22 protein-coding genes are annotated in these 22,754 nt (G+C 59.5%); 7 read left to right on the top strand and 15 right to left on the bottom strand.

All coding sequences use genetic code 11. From position 1 onward, the window contains the following. Positions 1–10: 10 nt before the first annotated feature. Positions 11–181 carry a rubredoxin gene (locus tag JFU37_RS12870; protein WP_007942683.1) on the bottom strand — a complete coding sequence of 57 codons (171 nt, stop codon included), beginning with the start codon at positions 179–181 and terminating at the stop codon, positions 11–13. 227 nt (positions 182–408) lie between these two features. Between JFU37_RS12870 and JFU37_RS12865 the strand changes: the two genes are divergently transcribed. Further along, positions 409–945, top strand: a complete 537-nt coding sequence (locus tag JFU37_RS12865) for a chorismate--pyruvate lyase family protein (protein WP_207201427.1) — start codon at positions 409–411, stop codon at positions 943–945. After that, the gene (gene ubiA / locus JFU37_RS12860) at positions 945–1,835 is read left to right on the top strand and encodes a 4-hydroxybenzoate octaprenyltransferase (RefSeq protein WP_201115645.1); all 891 of its coding nucleotides are present in this window, start codon (positions 945–947) and stop codon (positions 1,833–1,835) included. Before JFU37_RS12865 ends, ubiA begins: the two co-directional genes overlap by 1 nt. Before the next feature lie 121 nt (positions 1,836–1,956). Here the strand turns inward: ubiA and JFU37_RS12855 are convergent, their stop codons facing one another. After that, complete coding sequence (locus JFU37_RS12855) at positions 1,957–2,349, bottom strand: COG4315 family predicted lipoprotein (RefSeq protein ID WP_201115644.1); 393 nt, start codon at positions 2,347–2,349, stop codon at positions 1,957–1,959. 152 nt (positions 2,350–2,501) lie between these two features. Between JFU37_RS12855 and phoB the strand changes: the two genes are divergently transcribed. The 3 genes from phoB (at position 2,502) to JFU37_RS12840 (ending at position 6,024) form a co-directional block, all read left to right on the top strand. Beyond that, positions 2,502–3,191: a phosphate regulon transcriptional regulator PhoB gene (gene phoB / locus JFU37_RS12850; RefSeq protein ID WP_008150066.1), complete on the top strand. Its 690-nt coding sequence runs from the start codon at positions 2,502–2,504 to the stop codon at positions 3,189–3,191. Between the two features lie 45 nt (positions 3,192–3,236). Next, positions 3,237–4,559 carry a phosphate regulon sensor histidine kinase PhoR gene (gene phoR, locus JFU37_RS12845; RefSeq protein WP_201115643.1) on the top strand — a complete coding sequence of 441 codons (1,323 nt, stop codon included), beginning with the start codon at positions 3,237–3,239 and terminating at the stop codon, positions 4,557–4,559. A gap of 124 nt (positions 4,560–4,683) precedes the next feature. After that, positions 4,684–6,024 carry a hemolysin family protein gene (locus JFU37_RS12840; RefSeq protein WP_201115642.1) on the top strand — a complete coding sequence of 447 codons (1,341 nt, stop codon included), beginning with the start codon at positions 4,684–4,686 and terminating at the stop codon, positions 6,022–6,024. 169 nt (positions 6,025–6,193) lie between these two features. On the opposite strand, the gene JFU37_RS12835 is transcribed toward JFU37_RS12840, so the two are convergent. The 8 genes from JFU37_RS12835 to JFU37_RS12800 all read right to left on the bottom strand — a co-directional run bounded on the left by JFU37_RS12835 (position 6,194) and on the right by JFU37_RS12800 (position 16,977). Next, on the bottom strand, positions 6,194–7,090 hold the full coding sequence (locus tag JFU37_RS12835; RefSeq protein ID WP_201115641.1) for a peptidoglycan DD-metalloendopeptidase family protein: 897 nt from the start codon (positions 7,088–7,090) through the stop codon (positions 6,194–6,196). Positions 7,091–7,266: 176 nt separating this feature from the next. Beyond that, entirely contained in the window at positions 7,267–8,175 is a 909-nt protein-coding gene (locus tag JFU37_RS12830) for a response regulator (RefSeq protein ID WP_201115640.1), read from the bottom strand. A 167-nt stretch (positions 8,176–8,342) separates the two neighbouring features. Further along, entirely contained in the window at positions 8,343–9,104 is a 762-nt protein-coding gene (gene phoU, locus JFU37_RS12825) for a phosphate signaling complex protein PhoU (RefSeq protein WP_201115639.1), read from the bottom strand. 70 nt (positions 9,105–9,174) lie between these two features. Then, complete coding sequence (pstB, locus tag JFU37_RS12820; protein ID WP_201115638.1) at positions 9,175–10,008, bottom strand: phosphate ABC transporter ATP-binding protein PstB; 834 nt, start codon at positions 10,006–10,008, stop codon at positions 9,175–9,177. Between the two features lie 164 nt (positions 10,009–10,172). After that, a complete protein-coding gene (pstA, locus tag JFU37_RS12815) occupies positions 10,173–11,843 on the bottom strand; it encodes a phosphate ABC transporter permease PstA (protein WP_201115637.1) in 1,671 nt (556 codons plus the stop codon). A 15-nt stretch (positions 11,844–11,858) separates the two neighbouring features. Then, the gene (locus JFU37_RS12810; RefSeq protein ID WP_201115636.1) at positions 11,859–14,141 is read right to left on the bottom strand and encodes an ABC transporter permease subunit; all 2,283 of its coding nucleotides are present in this window, start codon (positions 14,139–14,141) and stop codon (positions 11,859–11,861) included. Positions 14,142–14,423: 282 nt separating this feature from the next. Then, positions 14,424–15,425 (bottom strand): phosphate ABC transporter substrate-binding protein PstS, encoded by a 1,002-nt coding sequence (locus JFU37_RS12805; RefSeq protein ID WP_201115635.1) that lies wholly within the window; start codon positions 15,423–15,425, stop codon positions 14,424–14,426. A 253-nt stretch (positions 15,426–15,678) separates the two neighbouring features. After that, on the bottom strand, positions 15,679–16,977 hold the full coding sequence (locus tag JFU37_RS12800; protein ID WP_201115634.1) for an MFS transporter: 1,299 nt from the start codon (positions 16,975–16,977) through the stop codon (positions 15,679–15,681). Between the two features lie 365 nt (positions 16,978–17,342). On the opposite strand from JFU37_RS12800, the gene JFU37_RS12795 reads away from it, so the two are divergent. Next, the gene (locus JFU37_RS12795) at positions 17,343–17,747 is read left to right on the top strand and encodes an acyl-CoA thioesterase (RefSeq protein WP_007942704.1); all 405 of its coding nucleotides are present in this window, start codon (positions 17,343–17,345) and stop codon (positions 17,745–17,747) included. 72 nt (positions 17,748–17,819) lie between these two features. After that, positions 17,820–18,719 (top strand): D-hexose-6-phosphate mutarotase, encoded by a 900-nt coding sequence (locus JFU37_RS12790; RefSeq protein ID WP_201115633.1) that lies wholly within the window; start codon positions 17,820–17,822, stop codon positions 18,717–18,719. Positions 18,720–18,765: 46 nt separating this feature from the next. Here the strand turns inward: JFU37_RS12790 and JFU37_RS12785 are convergent, their stop codons facing one another. From JFU37_RS12785 to JFU37_RS12765, 5 genes are all read right to left on the bottom strand, one after another. Next, positions 18,766–19,302, bottom strand: a complete 537-nt coding sequence (locus tag JFU37_RS12785) for a DUF3299 domain-containing protein (protein WP_201115632.1) — start codon at positions 19,300–19,302, stop codon at positions 18,766–18,768. 87 nt (positions 19,303–19,389) lie between these two features. Then, the gene (locus JFU37_RS12780; RefSeq protein ID WP_008030708.1) at positions 19,390–19,635 is read right to left on the bottom strand and encodes a GlsB/YeaQ/YmgE family stress response membrane protein; all 246 of its coding nucleotides are present in this window, start codon (positions 19,633–19,635) and stop codon (positions 19,390–19,392) included. 265 nt (positions 19,636–19,900) lie between these two features. Then, on the bottom strand, positions 19,901–20,983 hold the full coding sequence (locus JFU37_RS12775) for a 5-(carboxyamino)imidazole ribonucleotide synthase (protein ID WP_201115631.1): 1,083 nt from the start codon (positions 20,981–20,983) through the stop codon (positions 19,901–19,903). 11 nt (positions 20,984–20,994) lie between these two features. Continuing rightward, positions 20,995–21,486 (bottom strand): 5-(carboxyamino)imidazole ribonucleotide mutase, encoded by a 492-nt coding sequence (gene purE, locus JFU37_RS12770; RefSeq protein ID WP_201115630.1) that lies wholly within the window; start codon positions 21,484–21,486, stop codon positions 20,995–20,997. Positions 21,487–21,817: 331 nt separating this feature from the next. Beyond that, positions 21,818–22,735: a LysR substrate-binding domain-containing protein gene (locus JFU37_RS12765; protein WP_201115629.1), complete on the bottom strand. Its 918-nt coding sequence runs from the start codon at positions 22,733–22,735 to the stop codon at positions 21,818–21,820. Between the last annotated feature and the right edge of the window lie 19 nt (positions 22,736–22,754).

The raw sequence follows: 22,754 nt of genomic DNA, 5'->3' as shown, positions 1-22,754 counted from the left end.
TCTAATTGTTTTAGGCGGCGATTTCGATCATTTCGAAATCCATCTTGCCCACGCCGCAGTCCGGACACAGCCAGTCTTCCGGTACGTCTTGCCACAGTGTGCCCGGCGCAATGCCGTCGTCCGGCCAGCCGTCTGCTTCGTTATAGATCAGGCCGCAAACCACACATTGCCACTTTTTCATTCGGTTCATCCTCAGGAATCAGACTCTTAACTGGCGCGAACGGTCGATAGGTGACGCGCTGCTGTCCGGCTCAGGGGCGTTTTGTACTGATCGGGCCCGGCAGATGCAAGCCTGTTCGGCGCAACGGCCAGCAGATCAATCAAAATCGCCGGCTGACATGGTAAGCTCGCCGCCTCATTTGCTGCCAATAATGACTCACTGTGCCGCACTCAAAAACCCCCTCCGCGATGCCGCTCTGGCTCCCTCAAAGCCAGCTGACGCCCCTCCCCGACACGTCTACCCTCGACTGGCTGTTCGATAAAGGCTCACTGACCCGCCGTCTGATTCATCTGTCGAATGATGCCTTCAGCGTTTCGCCAATGTTCGAAGGCTGGCAGTCCCTGCGCACCGACGAGTGTGCGGCACTGGACCTGGCCGAGGGTAGCGAAGGCTGGGTGCGCGAGGTGTATCTGCGCGGGCACGGTGAACCATGGGTGTTTGCCCGCAGCGTCGCGGCGCGCAGCGCCTTGCAGGGCGATGGTTTGCACATGGACGAATTGGGAAGCCGCTCGTTGGGTGAGTTGCTGTTTTGCGATCATGCATTCCAGCGCCGCGCCATCGAGGTTTGTCATTATCCTCAGGCGTGGCTGCCGACGGAGTCCAGGGTTCCGGAGCTGTGGGGCCGTCGTTCACGCTTCGACCGCGGCGCCTTGAGCGTGCTGGTGGCCGAGATTTTCCTGCCGACCCTGTGGGCCGCGACTCGCGCCCATCCGGAGAACTGCTGATGTACCAGAGCCTGCTCAAGTCCCTGAACCGCTTCAATCCACGGGCCTGGGATTTCATTCAGCTGACCCGAATGGACAAGCCGATCGGCATTTATCTGCTGTTGTGGCCAACGCTGTGGGCGCTTTGGATTGCCGGCAAAGGTTCACCCTCCCTGGCCAATATCGTGATTTTCGTCCTCGGCGTGGTGCTGACTCGCGCCGGCGGCTGCGTGATCAACGACTGGGCGGATCGCAAGGTCGACGGTCATGTGAAGCGCACCGAACAGCGGCCACTGGTGAGCGGCAGGATCAGCTCCAAGGAAGCCCTGGTGTTTTTCGCGCTGCTGATGGGCGTGAGTTTCCTGCTGGTGTTGTGCACCAACGCGGCGACAGTCTGGCTGTCGTTCGGCGGTTTGGCACTGGCCTTTAGTTACCCGTTCATGAAGCGCTACACCTATTACCCGCAAGTGGTGCTGGGCGCGGCGTTCTCTTGGGGCATGCCCATGGCGTTCACGGCCGAAACCGGTGAACTGCCGGCAGCGGCGTGGTTGCTGTGGATCGCCAATCTGCTGTGGACGGTAGGCTACGACACCTATTACGCGATGACTGACCGCGACGATGACTTGAAGATCGGCGTGAAATCCACGGCGATTCTGTTTGGCGATGCCGACCGGGTAATCATTCTGACGCTGCAAGGATTAGCGTTGGGTTGCCTGCTGCTGGTGGGGTCGAAATTCGAGCTGGGCGGCTGGTTCCACTTGGGATTGCTGGCGGCGGCGGGCTGTTTTGCGTGGGAGTTCTGGTACACCCGTGGCAAGGACCGGATGCGGTGTTTCAAGGCGTTTTTACACAACCATTGGGCCGGGTTGGCGATTTTCGTAGGGATTGTGCTGGATTACGCGCTGCGTTGAGGCAGAAGAAGGCCGCGTTGTGTAGGAGCGAGCTTGCTCGCGATGATTTTGAAGGCGACGCGTTTATGCAGACAGCGCGTCATCGTTCACGTTCATCGCGAGCAAGCTCGCTCCTACAGGCTTACATCTTCGGACCGTTGTTGGTAATGACGTGCCACATATCCTTCATTTTGTCGCCCGTCATGTCTCCGGGTTTTTTGTCTTTCATGAAGGTGTACAGCGGCTTGCCGTCGTAAGCCCACTGCATGGAGCCATCATCCCGTGTGATGATGCTCCATTTGCCTGAGGCTTTGTCGCTCGCTTTTGCCGCCAGCGGCGGCCAGTTTTTTGCACAATCCCCCGTGCATACCGACTTGCCACCCGTGTCCTTGTCGAACGTGTACAAGGTCATGCCCTTATGGTCGACCATCATGTTGCCTTTCATCATGCCCGGCTCAGCCGCGAAGGCCATTGATGGCAAAGCCAGGGCAGCTGCCAGCATCAGGGCTTTAAAGGATTGCGAGTATTGACTCATGGAAACCTTCCTTTTGTGGTTGTCAGGATTCGGACTTAGAGCTTAGTTCAGGATCGTGACAATCGCAGGGCAGCTAAAATACTGTCACACGACTGCAATAATTCCGTTATCTAATGCGGCGCAAGACAGTTAAATGACAAGAGGATTAAGGCATGGTTGGCAGGAGCATTCTGATCGTCGACGACGAAGCGCCCATTCGCGAAATGATCGCCGTTGCGTTGGAAATGGCCGGCTATGACTGCCTGGAGGCTGAGAACTCGCAGCAGGCCCATGCCATCATCGTCGACCGCAAACCGGACTTGATCCTGCTCGACTGGATGCTGCCCGGCACGTCCGGCATCGAGCTGGCCCGACGCTTGAAGCGCGATGAGCTGACCGGGGACATCCCGATCATCATGCTCACCGCCAAGGGCGAAGAGGACAACAAGATCCAGGGGCTGGAAGTCGGCGCCGATGACTACATCACCAAACCCTTTTCCCCTCGTGAGCTGGTTGCACGCCTGAAGGCCGTGCTGCGTCGTGCTGGCCCAACCGATGGTGAAACCCCGATCGAAGTCGGTGGCCTGCTGCTGGACCCGATCAGCCACCGCGTGACCATCGACGGCAAACCCGCCGAGATGGGCCCGACCGAATACCGCTTGCTGCAGTTCTTCATGACTCACCAGGAACGTGCCTACACCCGTGGCCAGTTGCTGGATCAGGTCTGGGGCGGCAACGTTTATGTCGAAGAACGCACCGTCGACGTGCACATCCGTCGCCTGCGCAAAGCCCTCGGCGATGCCTACGAAAATCTGGTACAAACCGTGCGCGGCACCGGTTACCGTTTTTCTACCAAAGCCTGATCCGGACCTTTCCCGCCCGACAAGCTGACAAGGACGCGCGTTCAAGTGAACCAAAACTGGCATGGCACCCTGATTCGCCACATGCTGCTACTGGTCACCGCCTGCCTGGTGATCGGCCTGATTACCGGCTACTACGGCTGGAGCCTCGCCGCAGGCCTGGGCCTTTACCTGGCCTGGACCCTCAAGCAATTGCTGCGTCTGCATGAGTGGTTGCGTCTGCACAAACCCGATGAAGCCCCGCCCGATGGCTATGGCTTGTGGGGCGAAGTGTTCGACAGCATCTACCATCTGCAACGCCGCGACCAACGCGTGCGTGGGCGCCTGCAAGCGGTGATCGACCGGGTCCAGGAATCCACCGCTGCGTTGAAAGACGCGGTGATCATGCTCGACACCGACGGCAACCTGGAATGGTGGAACCGCGCCGCCGAAACCTTGCTCGGCCTCAAGACGCCACAGGACAGCGGCCAACCGGTGACCAACCTGGTGCGTCATCCGCGCTTCAAGGAATACTTCGAGCAGAACAGCTACGCCGAGCCACTGGAAATCCCGTCACCGATCAATGATCGCCTGCGCATTCAGCTGTACATCACCCGCTACGGCAACAACGAGCACTTGATGCTGGTGCGCGACGTCACGCGCATCCATCAGCTGGAACAGATGCGCAAAGACTTTATCGCTAACGTTTCCCATGAATTGCGCACGCCGCTGACGGTGATCTGCGGTTACCTGGAAACGCTGCTCGACAATGTCGAGGACGTGAACCCGCGCTGGACCCGTGCCTTGCAGCAAATGCAGCAACAAGGCGGGCGCATGCAGACGTTGCTCAACGATTTGCTGCTGTTGGCCAAACTGGAAGCCACCGATTACCCCTCGGACAACCAGCCGGTGGCCATCGACGGCTTGCTGCAATCGATCAAGAGCGACGCGCAGCAATTGTCCGGCCAGCGCAATCAGACGATCACGCTGGAGGCCGACCCGACGATTCTGCTCAAGGGCAGCGAAGCCGAATTGCGCAGCGCATTCTCTAATCTGGTGTTCAACGCGGTGAAATACACACCAGCCGAAGGCCATATCCGCATTCGCTGGTGGGGCGATGAGCAAAGCGCACACCTGAGCGTGCAAGATTCCGGGATTGGCATCGACAGCAAACACCTGCCACGCCTGACCGAACGTTTCTACCGCGTCGACTCCAGCCGCAACTCCAACACGGGCGGCACGGGGCTTGGGCTGGCGATCGTCAAACACGTGCTGTTGCGCCACCGCGCGCGGATGGAAATCAGCAGTGTGCCGGGGCACGGCAGCACCTTTACCTGCCATTTTGCGCCGGCTCAGGTCACCAAATCCCGGGTCATCAGCGCCGCGGACTGATACCGGCCAGCACGCGCCACTAGGCAATCGCCCGGTCAGCCGCTACATTGGTTGGCTTGTGCCTGCCCTTCAGGCGCACTTTTTTATTTCCTTTTGAATCACACGGAACCCGCAAAACTCCATCATGGACCCTTCCCCTGGCTTGACCCTCGCGACACTCTTCGCCGATTTCGGCATGATTCTTTTTGCTCTGATCCTGGTTTTGCTCAACGGATTTTTCGTTGCGGCGGAATTTGCCATGGTCAAATTGCGCTCGACCCGGGTCGAGGCCATCGCTGATAAAAACGGCTGGCGCGGACACATTCTGCGCACCGTGCACAGTCAGCTCGATGCGTACCTGTCGGCGTGCCAATTGGGTATCACCCTCGCCTCCCTCGGCCTTGGCTGGGTGGGTGAACCGGCGTTCGCACACATTCTCGAACCGCTGCTTGAAGCCGTCGGCGTGCAGTCGGCCGAAGTGATCAAAGGCGTGTCGTTCTTCGCCGCGTTCTTCGTCATCTCGTACCTGCACATCGTGGTGGGTGAACTGGCCCCTAAATCCTGGGCCATCCGCAAACCCGAGCTGCTGTCGCTCTGGACAGCGGTGCCGCTGTACCTGTTTTATTGGGCGATGTACCCGGCCATTTACCTGCTCAACGCCAGCGCCAACCAGATCCTGCGGATCGCCGGCCAAGGTGAACCCGGTCCTCATCACGAGCACCATTACAGCCGTGAAGAACTGAAACTGATCCTGCACTCCAGCCGTGGCCAGGACCCGAGCGACCAAGGCATGCGTGTATTGGCCTCGGCAGTGGAAATGGGCGAGCTGGAAGTGGTGGACTGGGCCAACTCGCGGGAAGACCTGGTGACGCTGGAGTTCAATGCGCCGCTCAAGGAAATCCTCGCGCTGTTCCGTCGCCACAAGTTCAGCCGTTACCCGGTGTACGACAGCGACCGCCAGGAGTTCGTCGGCCTGCTGCACATCAAGGACCTGCTGCTGGAACTGGCGGCGCTGGATCACATTCCCGAGTCGTTCAACCTGGCTGAACTGACCCGTCCGCTGGAACGCATCTCGCGGCACATGCCGCTGTCGCAATTACTCGAACAATTCCGCAAGGGCGGCTCGCACTTCGCGCTGGTCGAAGAGGCCGACGGCAACGTCATCGGCTACCTGACCATGGAAGACGTGCTGGAAGTGCTGGTGGGCGACATTCAGGACGAGCACCGCAAGGCTGAGCGCGGGATCCTCGCTTATCAGCCGGGCAAGCTGCTGGTACGGGGAGATACCCCGCTGTTCAAGGTTGAACGGTTGCTGGGCATCGACCTGGATCACGTCGAAGCCGAAACCCTCGCCGGGCTGGTCTATGAAACCCTGAAACGGGTGCCGGAAGAGGAAGAAGTGCTGGAAGTCGAGGGCTTGCGGATCATCATCAAGAAGATGAAAGGGCCGAAGATCATTCTGGCCAAGGTGTTGATGCTGGATTGATCAGAAGCTGAAGGGCTTTTGTGGCGAGGGGATTTATCCCCGTTGGACGGCTAAGCCGTCCCAAAGCTGTCAATACGGTGCACCTGATAGTTTACAAATGGGAGGGGCTGGGGTCGCTTCGCGACCCAACGGGGATAAATCCCCTCGCCACAGTTGATCTCCATCGTCTTCACTGCTTGCCCAACGCAAAGTTGGGCAGCGCGCCGACCGGTTGATTGAACTGGTACGGAATCGACACCAGCCCCAATCCGGTATTGCGCTGCACCACGAAGTGCAGGTGTGGACCGCTGCTGTTGCCGGTATTGCCCGACAACGCCAACGCCGTGCCCACCACCACCCGCTGCCCCTCCCGAACGCACACGGAGCCTTGCTTGAGGTGCAGGTACACGCCCATGGTCCCGTCATCGTGCAGCACTCGCACAAAGTTGCCCGACGGATCGGTGCCACGTCCGGTCTGGGCATTCTCGGTTTTCACCACTACCCCGCCACGCGCGGCGATGATCGGCGTACCGACGGGCATGGCGATGTCCATGGCGTAGCGGTTCTTCGGGCCGAAATGGCTGTATTGGCCATTGGCACCCTGAGTCAGTCGAAACGGTCCGCCACGCCACGGAAACGGGTATCGATAGTCCATGGCGGCGCCTGAGGGGTCACCCAGGGAGTATTCGAACTTGGGAACGTACGCGAGCGGCCTTTCGGGTTGCGTGGCCGTGAGCAGCGCCAGACGAATGCTGCTGCGGGCCGGCATCACCCGACGAATGGGTCGGCTCGGCGCACCGCTGACGTTCTGCAGTCCGGCGAAACTCAACTCGATCTCTACCGGCGCATACAGGTCATTGCGCACGTAGACACTGTCCACGCCCTTCTTCTTCGTGATGACGAGGTACACCTGACGCTCAAGGTGCTCGACCATGCGATCCCGAAAAGTGAACACCTGGGAGTCCTTCGTGGGGCGGTCGCTGTAGGAGACCACGCCATTGGCATCGGTGGATTTGTAGATAGTCATGGCCACAGCCGAAGTGGAAGCCATGATAAGACCGCAGAAAAACATCAGGCGCGCGAACATGGGCGAAGGCTCTGTCGAGGAAGGCCTGAGAAGGAGCCTAGCAGCTGCAATGGACCCGGGGAGTCGGCAGATGTTTCAAAGCAAGATCAAAAGATCGCAGCCTTCGGCAGCTCCTACATGGGAAATGCGATCTCCTGTAGGAGCTGCCGAAGGCTGCGATCTTTTAGGGGCGAAGATTACGCGCCCGGTATGAAATGCTTCTGCGCCGTACCACGTGCGATCAAACGGGAGATGTAGTCGAGCTTCTGCGCATCCTGATCGACAAAGCGGAAGGTCAATTGCAGCCAGTCGCTGTCGGGTTTCGGTTCGTGGGCGACGATGGCGTGCAGGTAGCCATTGAGGCGGGCAACTTCAGCGCTTTCGCCCTGTTCCAGGTCGAGTACGGCGCTGTCCAGCACTTGCGGCAGGGTGTCGGTGCGCTTCACGACCAGCAGCGCTTCCTTGAGACTCAAGGCCTTGATCACACATTGCTGAATGCCATTCGGCAGGCGCAGTTGGCCTTGGCCACGACTGCCCGTTGGCGCTGCGGAGGACGCTGCAGGCTTGATCGGCGGGCTGTTGAGCAGGCCACGAGACGGTGCAGCCGCCGGGGCCGGTGATGGCGCGACCAACGCCGCCTTGCCGCCAGTCAATGCAATCAGGGAATCGTTACCAAACGCCGAGTTCATTTTGGTCGGCGCACCGCTCATCAAGGCGTCGAGCTTGCCGACCTTGTTCAGTGCCTGTTTGACCTTGGTCAACAGCTGCTCGTTGGTGAACGGCTTACTGACGTAGCCGGTTACACCGGCCTGAATCGCCTGGACAACATTCTCTTTGTCGCCACGGCTGGTCACCATCACGAAGGGCATGGTCTTGAGGTTGTCCTGCTCGCGGCACCAGGTCAGCAGTTCCAGGCCAGACATTTCCGGCATTTCCCAGTCGCACAGGACCAGGTCGAACGCTTCCTTGGCCAGCATGGCCTGAGCTTTTTTGCCGTTGATGGCATCTTCGGTCCGGATGCCCGGGAAGTAGTTACGCAGGCACTTCTTCACCAGGTCACGAATGAATGCCGCATCGTCCACCACCAACACACTGATCTTGCTCATCCATCATCCCTCGAAAAAATCCCGGCAAGCATACCGCTTTGCTGATGGCACATTGCCAAAAACCGTCAGTCACGCCGGGACTTTTCGTTCGCGGGTGCTGCTTTTAAAGTCGAAAACCACACACAAAAACGCCCGGCCAAAGGACCGGGCGTTTTTCTTGGGCAGTCTTACTTATCGTCAGCTTTGCCCGGAACATTAGCGGTTTCGGCACTTGTGCCTTCAACTTCTTCTTTCATGCGCTTAAGGCCCAGGTGACGCACGTCGGTGCCGCGTACCAGGTAAATCACCAATTCCGAGATATTACGTGCGTGGTCGCCGATCCGCTCCAGCGAACGCAGCACCCAAATGATGCTCAAGACTCGCGAGATAGAGCGCGGGTCTTCCATCATGTAGGTCGCCAGCTCACGCAGGGCGGTCTTGTATTCGCGGTCGATGATCTTGTCGTATTGCGCCACCGACAACGCCAGGTCGGCATCGAACCGGGCAAAAGCGTCCAGTGCATCGCGCACCATGTTGCGCACCTGGTCACCGATGTGGCGAACCTCAACGTAACCGCGCGGGGCTTCGCCTTCTTCGCACAGCTGGATGGCGCGGCGGGCAATCTTGGTGGATTCATCGCCGATGCGCTCCAGGTCGATCACCGACTTGGAAATGCTGATGATCAGACGCAAGTCGGACGCCGCCGGCTGACGACGGGCCAGAATGCGCAGGCATTCTTCGTCGATGTTGCGTTCCATCTGGTTGATCTGGTCATCAATGTCGCGCACCTGCTGGGCCAGACCGGAATCGGCCTCGATCAGTGCGGTGACCGCATCGTTGACCTGCTTCTCCACCAGCCCGCCCATGGCCAGGAGGTGGCTGCGCACTTCCTCAAGCTCGGCGTTGAACTGCTGGGAGATGTGATGGGTAAGGCCTTCTTTACTAATCATGTTGGCGTCCTTGGAGCGTCCGGTAAGGTGCGGTGGACCGCAGCGTCAGTTCAGTGAGCAACCACAGTTCCTAGCCGTAACGACCGGTGATGTAGTCTTCGGTCTGCTTCTTCGCCGGATTGGTGAACAGGGTGTCGGTGTCGCCGAATTCCACCAGTTTGCCCATGTACATGAACGCCGTGTAGTCGGAAACCCGCGCGGCCTGTTGCATGTTGTGGGTCACGATGACGATGGTGAACTTCGATTTCAGTTCGTAGATCAGCTCTTCGACTTTCAGCGTGGAGATCGGGTCGAGTGCCGAGCAGGGTTCGTCGAGCAGCAGCACTTCCGGCTCCACGGCGATGGTGCGGGCGATGACCAGACGTTGCTGCTGACCACCGGACAGGCCGAGTGCCGACTCGTGCAGGCGGTCTTTGACTTCGTCCCACAGCGCCGCACCTTTCAATGCCCACTCGACGGCTTCGTCGAGGATGCGCTTCTTGTTGATGCCCTGGATGCGCAAGCCGTAAACCACGTTTTCGTAGATGGTTTTCGGGAACGGGTTCGGCTTCTGGAACACCATGCCGACGCGACGACGCAGTTCCGCCACGTCTTCGCCTTTACGGTAGATGTTGTTGCCGTAGAGGTTGATTTCGCCTTCTACGCGGCAGCCGTCGACCAGGTCGTTCATGCGGTTGAAGGTGCGCAGCAGCGTGGACTTGCCGCAGCCGGACGGGCCGATGAAGGCGGTCACGCGCTGTTTCGGAATGTTCATGCTGACGTCGTACAGCGCTTGTTTGTCGCCGTAGAACAGGCTCAGGCCCGGCACTTCGATGGCGACGGTTTCCTGCTCGAGTCTCAAGCTCTGTTTGTCGCGGCCCAGGGCAGACATGTTGATGCCGTGGGTATGTGCTTCGTGCTGCATGGGAGGCTCCCTGTGCTAACAAATTCGGTTCGGTGAGCCGCAGGCCGGGCCTGCGGTTACGCAATTCTTTCTGTAGGAGCGAGCCTGCTCGCGATGGTAGTTCAGGCACAGAAAATGTGTCGGATGTACCATTTTCGCGAGCAAGCTCGCTCCTACAGGGGTTATCAGCTATCCAGCGCTTTGTATTTTTCGCGCAGGTGGTTACGAATCCACACTGCCGACAAGTTCAACGTGGCGATCACCAGCACCAGCAACAGCGCCGTGGCGTACACCAGCGGCCGTGCGGCTTCGACGTTCGGGCTCTGGAAGCCGACGTCATAGATGTGGAAGCCCAAGTGCATGATCTTTTGGTCGAGGTGAAGGTACGGGTAGTTGCCGTCCAGCGGCAGCGACGGTGCCAGTTTCACCACACCCACCAGCATCAGCGGCGCCACTTCACCGGCGGCGCGAGCCACGGCGAGGATCATGCCAGTCATCATCGCCGGGCTGGCCATTGGCAGCACGATTTTCCACAAGGTTTCAGCCTTGGTTGCGCCAAGGGCCAACGAGCCTTCGCGCACGGTGCGAGGAATCCGCGCCAGGCCTTCTTCGGTGGCCACGATCACTACCGGCACCGCCAGCAGCGCCAGGGTCAGGGAAGCCCAGAGCAGACCCGGTGTACCGAAGGTCGGTGCCGGCAGTGCTTCAGGGAAGAACAACCGGTCGACCGAGCCGCCCAGTACATAGACAAAGAAGCCCAGACCGAACACGCCATAAACAATGGCCGGAACGCCTGCCAGGTTGTTCACGGCGATGCGGATAATACGCGTCAGCACGTTCTGCTTGGCATATTCACGCAGGTAAACCGCTGCCAGCACGCCGAACGGCGTCACGATCATCGCCATGATCAGGGTCATCATCACGGTGCCGAAAATGGCCGGGAAGATCCCGCCTTCGGTGTTGGCTTCACGCGGGTCGTCGCTGAGGAATTCCCAGACCTTGCTGAAGTAGAAGCCGGTTTTGGTCATCATGCTCATGGCGTTCGGCTGATAGGCGTGAACCACTTTGCCGATACCGATTTCGATCTCTTTGCCGTTCGCATCGCGTGCCGTCAGGCTGTCGCGGTTGAACTGGGCGTGCAGGTCATTCAGGCGAGCTTCGATGTCTTGGTAGCGTGCATTCAGCTCGGCGCGCTCGGACTCCATGTCTGCTTGCGCAGTGGCGTCGAGTTTGCCGGCCAGCTCCAGTTTGCGACCGTGCAGACGGATGCGCTCCAGACCTGAGTTGATCGCACCGATGTCGGTTTTTTCCAGAGTCTTGAGCTGTGCCGCGAGTTTGTTGACCCGATCCACACGCGCCTGCAACTCAGGCCACGCCGCTTCGCCTTCGGCGATGACCTTGCCGTCCTGTTTGACGTTGACCAGGTAACCGTAGAAGTTGCCCCACTCACGACGCTCGATCGTCATCAATTCTGGCGGGGTCTTCTGATTAGTCAGCCATTCGCCGACGACCCAGGTGAAGTCGTTGCCGTTCAGGTCACGGTTGCCGACTTTGATCAGCTCCCGAGTCATGAACTCCGGGCCCTGATCGGGCACCGGCAGGCCAGCGCTTTTCAAGCGCTCGCGCGGCACTTCTTCTTTCTGCACCACTTCGCCGATCACCAGGTGATTGGCCTGGCCCGGCACGTCGTAGCTGGCGTGTATCAAGTCCGCCGGCCAGAAGTGACCCAGGCCGCGCACGGCAATCACCGCGAGCAAGCCAATGGTCATGATGACCGCGATGGACACCGCGCCACCGCTGATCCAGACGCCGGGGGCGCCGCTCTTGAACCATCCGTTCAGGGAGTTCTGTTTCACAGACTTCTACCTTTCTTAAAGCGACGAGTATTTCTTGCGCAGACGCTGACGAATCAGTTCCGCGAGGGTGTTCATGATGAAGGTGAACAGCAGCAGCACCAGCGCCGAGAGGAACAGCACGCGGTAGTGGCTGCCGCCGACCTCCGATTCGGGCATTTCCACCGCGACGTTGGCGGCCAGTGTGCGCAGGCCTTCGAACAGGTTCATTTCCATGACCGGGGTGTTACCCGTAGCCATCAGCACGATCATGGTTTCCCCGACCGCACGGCCCATGCCGATCATCAGCGCCGAGAAGATGCCCGGGCTGGCGGTGAGGATCACCACGCGGGTCATGGTCTGCCACGGCGTAGCACCCAGCGCCAGGGAACCCAGCGTCAAACCGCGAGGCACGCTGAACACGGCGTCTTCGGCAATGGAATAGATGTTCGGGATGACCGCGAAGCCCATGGCCAGGCCAACCACCAGTGCGTTGCGCTGGTCGTAGGTGATGCCCAGGTCGTGGGAGATCCACATCCGCATGTCGCCACCGAAGAACCAGGTTTCCATGTACGGGCTCATGTACAACGACAACCAGCCCACGAACAGAATCACCGGAATCAGAATCGCGCTTTCCCAACCGTCCGGCACTTTCAGGCGGATGGACTCAGGCAGGCGGCTGAAGACGAAACCGGCCACCAGAATACCGATCGGCACGAGCATCAGCAGGCTGAAGATGCCCGGCAAGTGCCCTTCCACATACGGCGCGAGGAACAGGCCGGCGAAGAAGCCGAGGATCACCGTCGGCATCGCTTCCATCAGCTCGATCACCGGTTTGACCTTGCGGCGCATGCCCGGGGCCATGAAGTACGCGGTGTAGATCGCAGCGGCAACGGCCAGTGGCGCGGCCAGCAGCATGGCGTAGAACGCGGCTTTCAAGGTACCGAAGGTCAGTGGGGACAAGCTCAGCTTGGGTTCGAAATCGGTGTTGGCGGCGGTCGATTGCCAGACGTATTTAGGCTCGTCGTAGTTTTCGTACCACACCTTGCTCCACAACGCGCTCCAGGAAACTTCCGGGTGCGGGTTGTCCAGCAGCAGCGGTTGAATCTTGCCGCCCGCTTCCACGATCACGCGGTTAGCCCGTGGCGACAGACCGAAAATGCCCTGACCATCGACCACCTGATCCACCAGCAAGGTGCGGTGGGCGGTGCTATGGAACACGCCGAGCTTGCCCGAGGCGTCGAGGGCGATGAAGCCTTTGCGACGTTCTTCGGCGGTGATTTCAACGATGGGCGCGGTGCCCATCTGGAAAGTACGGATCTGCTTCAGGCGCAGTTCGCCATCCGGGTCGCGGGCCATGAACCACTGAGCCAGACCGCCTTTGGAGTCGCCGATGATCAGCGAGATGCCACCCACCAGCTGAGTGCTGGCGGTGACTTGGGCTTCGCCATCTTCAAGCAGTTTGTAGCGACCGTTAAGGCTCTTGTCGCGCAGACTGTATACGTCGGCCTGAGCGCGACCATTAACCACATACAGCCACTGCTGACGCGGGTCGACGAAGATGTTTTTCACCGTCTCGGTCATCTGCGGCAGATCGATGCGCTTCTGCTCGGTGGTGATTTCGCCGGTCATCATGTTTTCTTCGCTGGTCAGCGAAAGCACATTGAGTTGCGAACCGGTGGCACCGACCAGCATCAGGGTCGTGTCGGTGGCGTTGAGGCTGACGTGCTCCAACGCACCGCCCGCCTCGTTCAGCGCGATTGGCGCTTCACCGTACGGGTACTCGATGGCCGGCGAGATGGTCTTCTTACCGTCCGGGTAGCTGACTTTATACGTGTGGCGGAACACCAGTGCCTGACCGTTGGACAAGCCCACCGCCACCAGCGGATGGCCTGGCTGGTCTTCGCCGATGGAGGTTACGGTAGTACCGGCCGGGATCGGCAAATCGACGCGCTTGAGTTCAGCGCCACTGTCGATATCAAAGAACAGCGCCTGGCCTTTGTCGGATACCCGCATGGCCACCTGGTTCTGTTCTTCCAGGGAGATCATCAACGGCTTGCCGGCGTCTTGCATCCAGGCGGGCGTGATGGCGTCTTTGGCCGTCAGGCTCGCCCCTTGAAACAGCGGCGCAACGACGTAAGCGAGGAAGAAGAAGATCAACGTGATCGCGCCGAGAACGGCGAGGCCGCCAACGAGGACGTACCAACGGGTCAGGCGATCTTTGAGCGCGCGGATGCGGCGCTTGCGTTGCAACTCAGGCGTATTGAAGTCAATTCGCTTGGGGGGATTAGTAGTCATTGTGGAATTGGCCAGATCATTCATTCGCACACCCTAGCGATCCTGTATGACAGAAAGATGACAATGCAGTGACGCAACAAATCCGCCGCCAGCGGGAACTGGCAGAGGACCGAAAATTTGGGGGGTGTGAGGGCGGGCCGTGGCGAGGGGATTTATCCCCGTTGGGGAGCGAAGCGCCCCCCACAATCAGCCACCGCATTCTATGCGTCGACCGACTTACGACTGCTTCGCAGCCGAACGGGGATAAATCCCCTCACCACAAGCTCGCTCCTACACAGGTCCGGGGCTTACCCCGGGCCTAGGGTGTTACTTTTTTGCGACTTCAGCGCCGCCTTCTTGCAGACCCAGGTCAGCCAGTGCTTTTGCAGCAACCTTGGCTGGCAGTGGGATGTAGCCGTCTTTCACTACAACTTCCTGGCCCTGTTTGGACAGAACCAGTTTCACGAACTCGGCTTCCAGCGGGGCCAGAGGCTTGTTCGGGGCTTTGTTGACGTAAACGTAGAGGAAACGCGACAGCGGGTATTTGCCGTTCAGTGCGTTTTCTTCGCTGTCTTCGATGAACTCAGTGCTGCCCTTCTTGGACAGAGCCACTGTCTTCACGCTAGCGGTTTTGTAGCCGATGCCCGAGTAACCGATGCCGTTCAGCGAGGAGCTGATCGACTGCACGACCGAAGCCGAGCCTGGTTGTTCGTTGACGTTTGGCTTGTAGTCGCCTTTGCACAGGGCTTCTTCTTTGAAGTAGCCGTAGGTGCCGGATACCGAGTTACGACCGAACAGTTGAACCGGCTTGTTGGCCAGGTCGCCGGTCACGCCCAGGTCACCCCAGGTTTTGACTTCGGTTTTAGCGCCGCACAGACGAGTGGACGAGAAGATCGCGTCAACTTGTTCCATGGTCAGGTGCTGGATCGGGTTGTCTTTGTGTACGAAAACAGCCAGGGCGTCCACGGCAACCGGGATAGCGGTTGGCTTGTAGCCGTACTTCTGTTCGAAGGCAGCCAGTTCGGTGTCCTTCATCTTGCGGCTCATCGGGCCCAGGTTAGAGGTGCCTTCAGTCAGCGCAGGTGGCGCAGTGGCGGAGCCAGCGGCCTGAATCTGGATGTTTACGTTCGGGTATTCTTTTTTGTAGTTCTCAGCCCACAGGGTCATGAGGTTGGCCAGGGTATCGGAGCCGACGCTGGACAGGTTGCCCGACACACCTGTGGTCTTGGTGTAGCTCGGGATCGACGGGTCAACAGCGGCGAACGCGTTGGCAGTCGCAACGCCAGCAGCGACAAAAGTCATTGCCGCCATCAAACGCTTCAGTTTCATGCCTTACTCCTAGCAGATAGGGTGTGTTAAGTCGGGGCCAAGTATCAGCAGGCCGTGTGAACACTCTATGGCTGAAATATGACAATTGGATGAAAGGCCAGCATTCGGTGAGGAGGCTGGCCTTTCAAGTTGTAACCGCAGATGTGAGCAGGGGCATGAATCGCCAAGATCGCAGCCTTCGGCAGCTCCTACATGGATCGAATTCCTCTGTAGGAGCTGCCGAAGGCTGCGATCTTTCGGCGCCAGCCGATATTTACCGCCCCTTCTTCCAGAGATACGCCCCCACCAAAATCCCGACCCCGCAAATGATCGCCACATAATAAGCAGGCCCCATCGGGCTCTCCTTCAACAACAAGGTCACCACCATCGGCGTCAGCCCGCCAAAAATGGCATAGGCCAGGTTGTAGGAGAACGACAGCCCGCTGAAGCGCACCACCGCCGGAAAGGCTTTAACCATCACGTACGGCACCGCGCCGATGGTGCCGACCAGCAGACCGGTCAAGGCGTACATCGGGAATAGCCACTCAGGGTGGCTGAACAGGCTGTGATAGAAGGTCCACGAACTGATCAACAACGCAGCGCTGCCGAACACGAATACTCGACCGGCGCCGAAGCGGTCAGCCAGCGAGCCGGACGCTACGCAGCCCAGGCTGAGGAAGACGATCGCCAGGCTGTTGGCCTGCAACGCGGTGGTTGGCGAGAAGTGGTAGACCGTCTGCAGCACGGTTGGCGTCATCAGAATCACCACGATGATGCCGGCGGACAGCAGCCAGGTCAGCAGCATGGAAATCAGGATCGCGCCGCGATGGTCGCGCAACACGGCACGCAGCGGTACCTCCTCAGCCAGGGCTTTACGCAGTTGCAGTTCGGCGAACACTGGGGTTTCGTGCAGCCAGCGGCGCAGGTACACCGAGAACAGGCCAAACACACCCCCGAGTAGGAACGGGATCCGCCAGGCGTAATCCGACACTTCCACCGGGGTGTAAAGGCTGTTGATCACCGTGGCGACCAACGACCCCAGCAAGATGCCCGCCGTCAAACCGCAGGTCAGGGTGCCGCAGGCGTAGCCAATATGACGCTGCGGAACGTGTTCGGAAACGAAGACCCACGCGCCCGGTACTTCACCGCCAATCGCTGCGCCCTGGATCACCCGCATCAGCAGCAACAGGATCGGCGCCCACATGCCAATCTGCGCATACGTCGGCAGCAGCCCCATGATCAGGGTGGGCACGGCCATCATGAAAATGCTCAAGGTAAACATTTTCTTGCGTCCCAGCAGGTCACCGAAGTGCGCCATCACAACGCCGCCCAAGGGCCGTGCGAGGTAGCCAGCGGCGAAAATGCCGAAGGTCTGCATCAGCCGCAGCCACTCAGGCATGTCCGCCGGGAAGAACAGCTTGCCCACCACCGTGGCGAAGAACACGAAGATGATGAAGTCGTAGAACTCCAGCGCACCGCCAAGGGCAGATAGCGATAAAGTCTTGTAGTCATTGCGAGTCAGCGGACGTGCGGGTTGTGTTGGCTGCGCGATGCTCGAGGGCGCTGTGGTCATGGCAAGGGCTTCTCTTATAGTCGGATCTGCACCCCCAACAACGCTGGCGGAGGCTTGGGCAGGTCCGGCACGATAACAAATAGTTCGAAAAAGCACATAGAAGCGCGTATTTGACAGTCAAAATGAGAACCGGACGGTCGTCTCGGAGTCTACCGACCGATATACTCGCAATATTGCGACATGTTGAATGGGTTGCTGTGCGAAAACGCCTTCCGGGGTTCATAGGCGATTTCGCAGAGTTTCCCTTTAGGCGCCTTACGAAAAACGTGACGAACGCGGTATGTTCGGGGCTGAATCGTTTTTCTTGAAAGCGGCTATTCACCTGAAGTACCAATGAAGAGTCACGGGTCAGAGGCACCCCCGGCATGATAGAGCTCGAACAAGAAGATCCAATTCCGCAAGGCGACCTGGCCCTGCAAATTACCGCGCTTCCTCGTGAAACCAACGGTTTCGGCGATATTTTCGGCGGTTGGCTGGTGGCGCAGATGGATTTGGCCGGCACCGCAATGGCCAGCAAAGTCGCGGGAGGCCGTGTGGCCACCGTTGCGATCGACCGCATGGCGTTCCTGGTCCCGGTCGCGGTAGGCGCTCAACTTTCCTTTTATACCCAGGCGCTGGAAATCGGCCGCAGCTCGATCAAGATGATGGTTGAAGTCTGGAGCGACGATCCACTGTCCAGCGAATGGCGCAAAGTCACCGAAGCGGTGTTCGTGTTCGTCGCCATTGATGGCAGCGGCCGTACCCGTTCGGTTCCGCCCCGGGCCCGTTAAAAAGAGCCTGGTTAAACCAGGCGATCTTTTTGCGGTCTGTAGTCGTCATTGTTGCTGATCGAGAGTTGTCCCATGAACACGCCCAACGTTGAAGCCGTGAAACTGGATGAACTGAACTGCTGGCGCATCCGCCACGGTCAGGCCGAATTGCTGGTCGCCCAGCAAGGCGCGCACATCCTCAGTTATCAATTGGCCGGCCAACCGCCGCTGATCTGGCTCAACGATGAGGCCGTGTTCAAGGCCGGCAAGAGCATCCGCACTGGTGTGCCGGTGTGCTGGCCGTGGTTCGGTAATCTGTCACGCAACCCGCAGAGCGTTCAGGCGATGCGTGTCAGCAACGAACCGCCAGCCGCGCACGGACTGGTACGCGCAATGGATTGGGAGCTGGGCGGCATCGAGGCCGAAGGTGAGAGCCTGAAGGTCGAGTTTCTCCTGCCTTACCCCGAAGCCGGCTTGCCGGGCTGGCCGCATCAGGTGGACTTGAAGCTGAGCATTCGTCTGGATGAGCAGTTGCACATCAGCCTGACCAGCCATAACCAGGGCACTGGAAAAGTCACCATCAGCCAGGCGCTGCACAGCTACTTCGCGGTCAGCGATGTGCGCAATGTGCATGTCGAAGGGTTGGATGGCTTGAGTTACATCGAGACGCTGGACGATTGGAAAACCGTGACTCAGACCGGTGATCTGCGTTTTGCCGGCGAGACCGATCGCATCTACCTCAATACCCCGGCGAAGCTAAGCATTGTCGACCCCGCCTGGGAACGGCGCATTGAGCTGACCAGCAGCGGTTCGCGCTCGGCAGTGATCTGGAACCCGTGGATCGATCGTGCGGCAGCGTTCAGTGACATGGCCGACGATGGCTGGCAGCGGATGTTATGCATTGAAACGGCGAACGTGATGGATGATGTGGTGACGTTGGCGCCGGGGGCGAGCCATACCCTTGGCGTGAGCATCGGCAGCAAACCTCTGTAACACCACAAAACCACTGTAGGAGCGAGCTTGCTCGCTCCTACAACAGTTACAAATCCGACTCTTTCACCACTCTGACTTTCGCCGCATCCAGCGCATACGCTGCATCAGCCAGGTCGTTGTTGACCTTTTCGATCTTCAGCGTGCCGGTCACCCACAGCGGCGTGTAGATATCATTCAGCTTCAACCCCTGCGGATAACGCACCAGCACCAGTTGGTTAGGCGGTGGTGGCGGCACGTGGATGCAGGCGCCCGGATACGGCACGAGGAAAAACAGCGTGCTGCGTCCCTTGGCATCGGACTCCAGCGGCACCGGATAACCACCGATGCGGATGTTCTTATCGTTCATCGATGGCACGGTTTTGGTCGAATACATCACCGCCGGCAAGCCCTTGCTCTGCTTCATGCCACCCTTTTTGGTAAAGCTGCCATCGCCTTCGGGGGAGTTGTGATCGATTTCGGGCATGGCCTCGAGGGCTTTCTGGTCCGACTTGGGCATCAGTTCAAGCCAGTCGGTTTCCGGCAGTTCGCCGGCGTGGGCAAGGCCTGTGCCCAGTAAAAGGAAAGTCAGTAGAAGACGGCGCATGAAGGTGCTCGTAAAGGAAAGACAGTAAATCGCCGAGCATTTTAGCCCTCTCCACGTAGATCGCAGAGGGGGCTTTGTCGCTTTGGATCAGTTCTTTTTGATCAAGCCGTAGATCACCAGCAACACCACGGCGCCCACCAGCGCACCGATGAAGCCCGCGCCCTGGCCGGCCTGGTAAATGCCCAGAGCCTGGCCGCCGTAAGTGGCCGCCAGCGAACCGCCGATACCGAGCAGGATGGTCATGATCCAGCCCATGCTGTCATCGCCCGGTTTCAGGAACCGAGCCAGCAGGCCGACGATCAAGCCGATAAAGATGGTTCCAATAATTCCCATGGCATTTCCCTCTGATTGAATGGTTGTGTCCTGTCTCACCAATACGTTCCTCTTTTGACGAGTGGCTGTTGTCGTCAGGCAAGGCGCCGCGACGAGTCATAGCGAGCTATGGCGAGGAGCGGCAACGCAGCATGACGGCAACAGACGCCGTCAAAAAGGAACAGTATTGGTGAGACAGGACACTCAGCGAAAGCCTAGTCAGACTTCGGCATCCTGCCATGAGAGAACGGCGGACCTTGAATGGTTCCGCCGCTGCAACATGAAACTATTCGGCGATGAGCGCTTCGACCTTGAGGATCTGCTGCTCTAGCGTGGCCTTGTCGGCGCAGCGCAGGTTGGCGTGACCCACCTTGCGGCCGACCTTGAACGCTTTGCCGTAGTGATGCAGATGGCAATCGGCGATGGCCAGGACCTTGTCGGTCTCCGGCACTTTACCGATGAAGTTGAGCATCGCGCTTTCACCGACCTTGGCAGTCGAACCCAGCGGCAGACCGGCAACCGCCCGCAAATGGTTTTCGAACTGGCTGCACTCGGCGCCTTCGGTGGTCCAGTGCCCGGAGTTGTGCACACGCGGGGCGATTTCGTTGGCCTTGAGGCCACCGTCGACTTCAAAGAATTCGAACGCCATGACGCCGACGTATTCCAGTTGCTTGAGCACGCGGCTGGAATAGTCTTCGGCCAAGGCTTGCAACGGATGGTCGGTGCTGGCCACGGACAGCTTGAGGATGCCACTGTCGTGGGTGTTGTGAACCAGCGGATAGAACCGGGTTTCGCCATCGCGAGCACGCACGGCAATCAGCGACACTTCACCGGTGAACGGCACGAAGCCTTCCAGCAGACAGGCGACGCTGCCCAACTCGGCGAAGGTGCCGACCACATCTTCAGGTTTGCGCAGGACTTTCTGGCCCTTGCCGTCATAACCCAGGGTGCGGGTTTTCAGCACGGCCGGCAGGCCGATGGAAGCCACCGCGGCGTCGAGATCGGCTTGCGATTGAATGTCGGCGAACGCAGGCGTCGGAATCCCGAGGTCCTTGAACATGCTCTTCTCGAACCAGCGGTCACGAGCGATGCGCAAGGCTTCGGCACTCGGGTAGACCGGGACGAATTGCGACAGGAACGCCACGGTTTCGGCCGGAACACTTTCGAACTCGAAGGTCACCAGATCGACTTCATCGGCCAGCTGACGCAAGTGATCCTGATCGCCGTAATCGGCCCGCAGGTGTTCGCCCAACGCGGCTGCGCAAGCATCCGGCGCCGGGTCCAGGAAAGCGAAGTTCATACCCAGCGGAGTACCCGCCAGCGCCAACATGCGACCCAACTGGCCGCCACCGATTACACCGATCTTCATCGTCAACAACCTCAGGCGATGCGTGGGTCTGGATTTTCCAGGACGCTGTCTGTCTGCTCAGCACGGAAAGTTTTCAGCACCGTGTGGAACTGCGGGTGCTTGGCGCCCAGGATGCTCGCCGAGAGCAGCGCTGCGTTGATCGCGCCGGCCTTGCCGATGGCCAGGGTGGCGACCGGAATGCCTGCTGGCATCTGCACAATAGACAGCAGCGAATCGACGCCCGAGAGCATCGACGACTGCACCGGAACGCCCAGCACCGGCAGGTGGGTCTTGGCCGCACACATGCCTGGCAAGTGGGCCGCGCCGCCGGCACCGGCGATGATCACCTCGATGCCACGCGCCTCTGCCTCTTCCGCGTACTGGAACAGCAGGTCCGGGGTCCGGTGGGCAGAAACCACTTTCACCTCGTAAGGAATGCCGAGCTTTTCCAGCATATCGGCGGTGTGGCTAAGGGTGGACCAATCGGACTTGGAGCCCATGATCACGCCAACCAGTGCACTCATCGTCGTGCCTCTTCTCTCTGGGCGCCCGCAGGCGCGTCAAAAAACAACAAGCCACGCAAAATGCGTGGCTTGATTGTACGAATTATGGCCAGTCAAACCGGCCGAAGGCCGCGCAGTATACCTCAATGAAGCAGATAAACAGCCCCCGATACGACCATCTGTCAAACGGCGCGAAGCAGCGGTTTTATTGACTTTAAGGTCAATCAAATACACCACCAATCCCCTGTGGGAGCGAGCCTGCTCGCGAAAGCGGTGTGTCAGTTGATATCAATGTTGCCTGATACACCGCATTCGCGAGCAGGCTCGCTCCCACATTGGATCTTTATGGGTCTCAGGTGCCCATCGTGCCTTGAGCCGCGCCGCCTTCCAGCTTGCGCCACAGCAATCGCACGTTCGCCTTGCGCACCAGCGCGCAGCGATACAAGCGAATCTCCAGCGGCACATGCCATTGCGGGCCGCCGCAGACCACCAGTTCACCGCGCGCCAGTTCGGCGCGCACGCTGAGTTGCGGGACCCAGGCGATGCCCAACCCTTCCAGCGCCATGCTTTTCAGGCTGTCGGCCATGGCGGTCTCATAGATGGTGGTGAACCGCAGGGCGCGCTGGCGCAGCAGCATGTTCACCGAACGCCCGAGAAACGCTCCGGCGCTGTAGGCCAATAGCGGCACACTGGCCTCGCCTTCCAGATCGAACAGCGGTTTGCCATCGGCGTCCGCCGCGCAGACGGGCAGCATCTCGGTGTGGCCGAGGTGCAGCGACGGAAAGATTTCCGGGTCCATCTGCATCGCCGCGTCCGGGTCGTAGAACGCCAGCATCAGATCGCAGCCGCCCTCACGCAGGGCATGCACCGCATCGCCGACGTTGGTCGCCACCAGCCGCGTGGCAATGTTCAGGCCTTCGTTGCGCAACTGGGCAATCCAGCGCGGAAAGAACCCCAACGCCAACGAGTGCGCAGCCGCGACCTGCATCACCTCGCCCTGCCCGCCCTCCAAATGATGAAGATGGCGCAGCACTTCGCCGAGCTGCTCGACGACGGTCCGCGCGGTGACCAGGAACAATTGTCCCGCCGCTGTCAGCTCAATCGGCGTGCGTGAACGATTGACCAGTTGCAGCCCCAACGCCGTCTCAAGGCTGCGAATCCGCCGACTGAACGCCGGCTGGGTCACGAAGCGTCGTTCGGCAGCCTGGGAGAAGCTGCGGGTGGCGGCCAGGGCGCTGAAGTCCTCGAGCCATTTACTTTCCAGATTCATCACGTCCTCCCGGACACGC

It is taken from the genome of Pseudomonas sp. TH41, assembly GCF_016650695.1.
Classification (GTDB): Bacteria; Pseudomonadota; Gammaproteobacteria; order Pseudomonadales; family Pseudomonadaceae; genus Aquipseudomonas.
The sequence above is the reverse complement of the archived record's forward strand: the minus strand, read 5'-3'. Positions and strand labels throughout refer to the sequence as shown.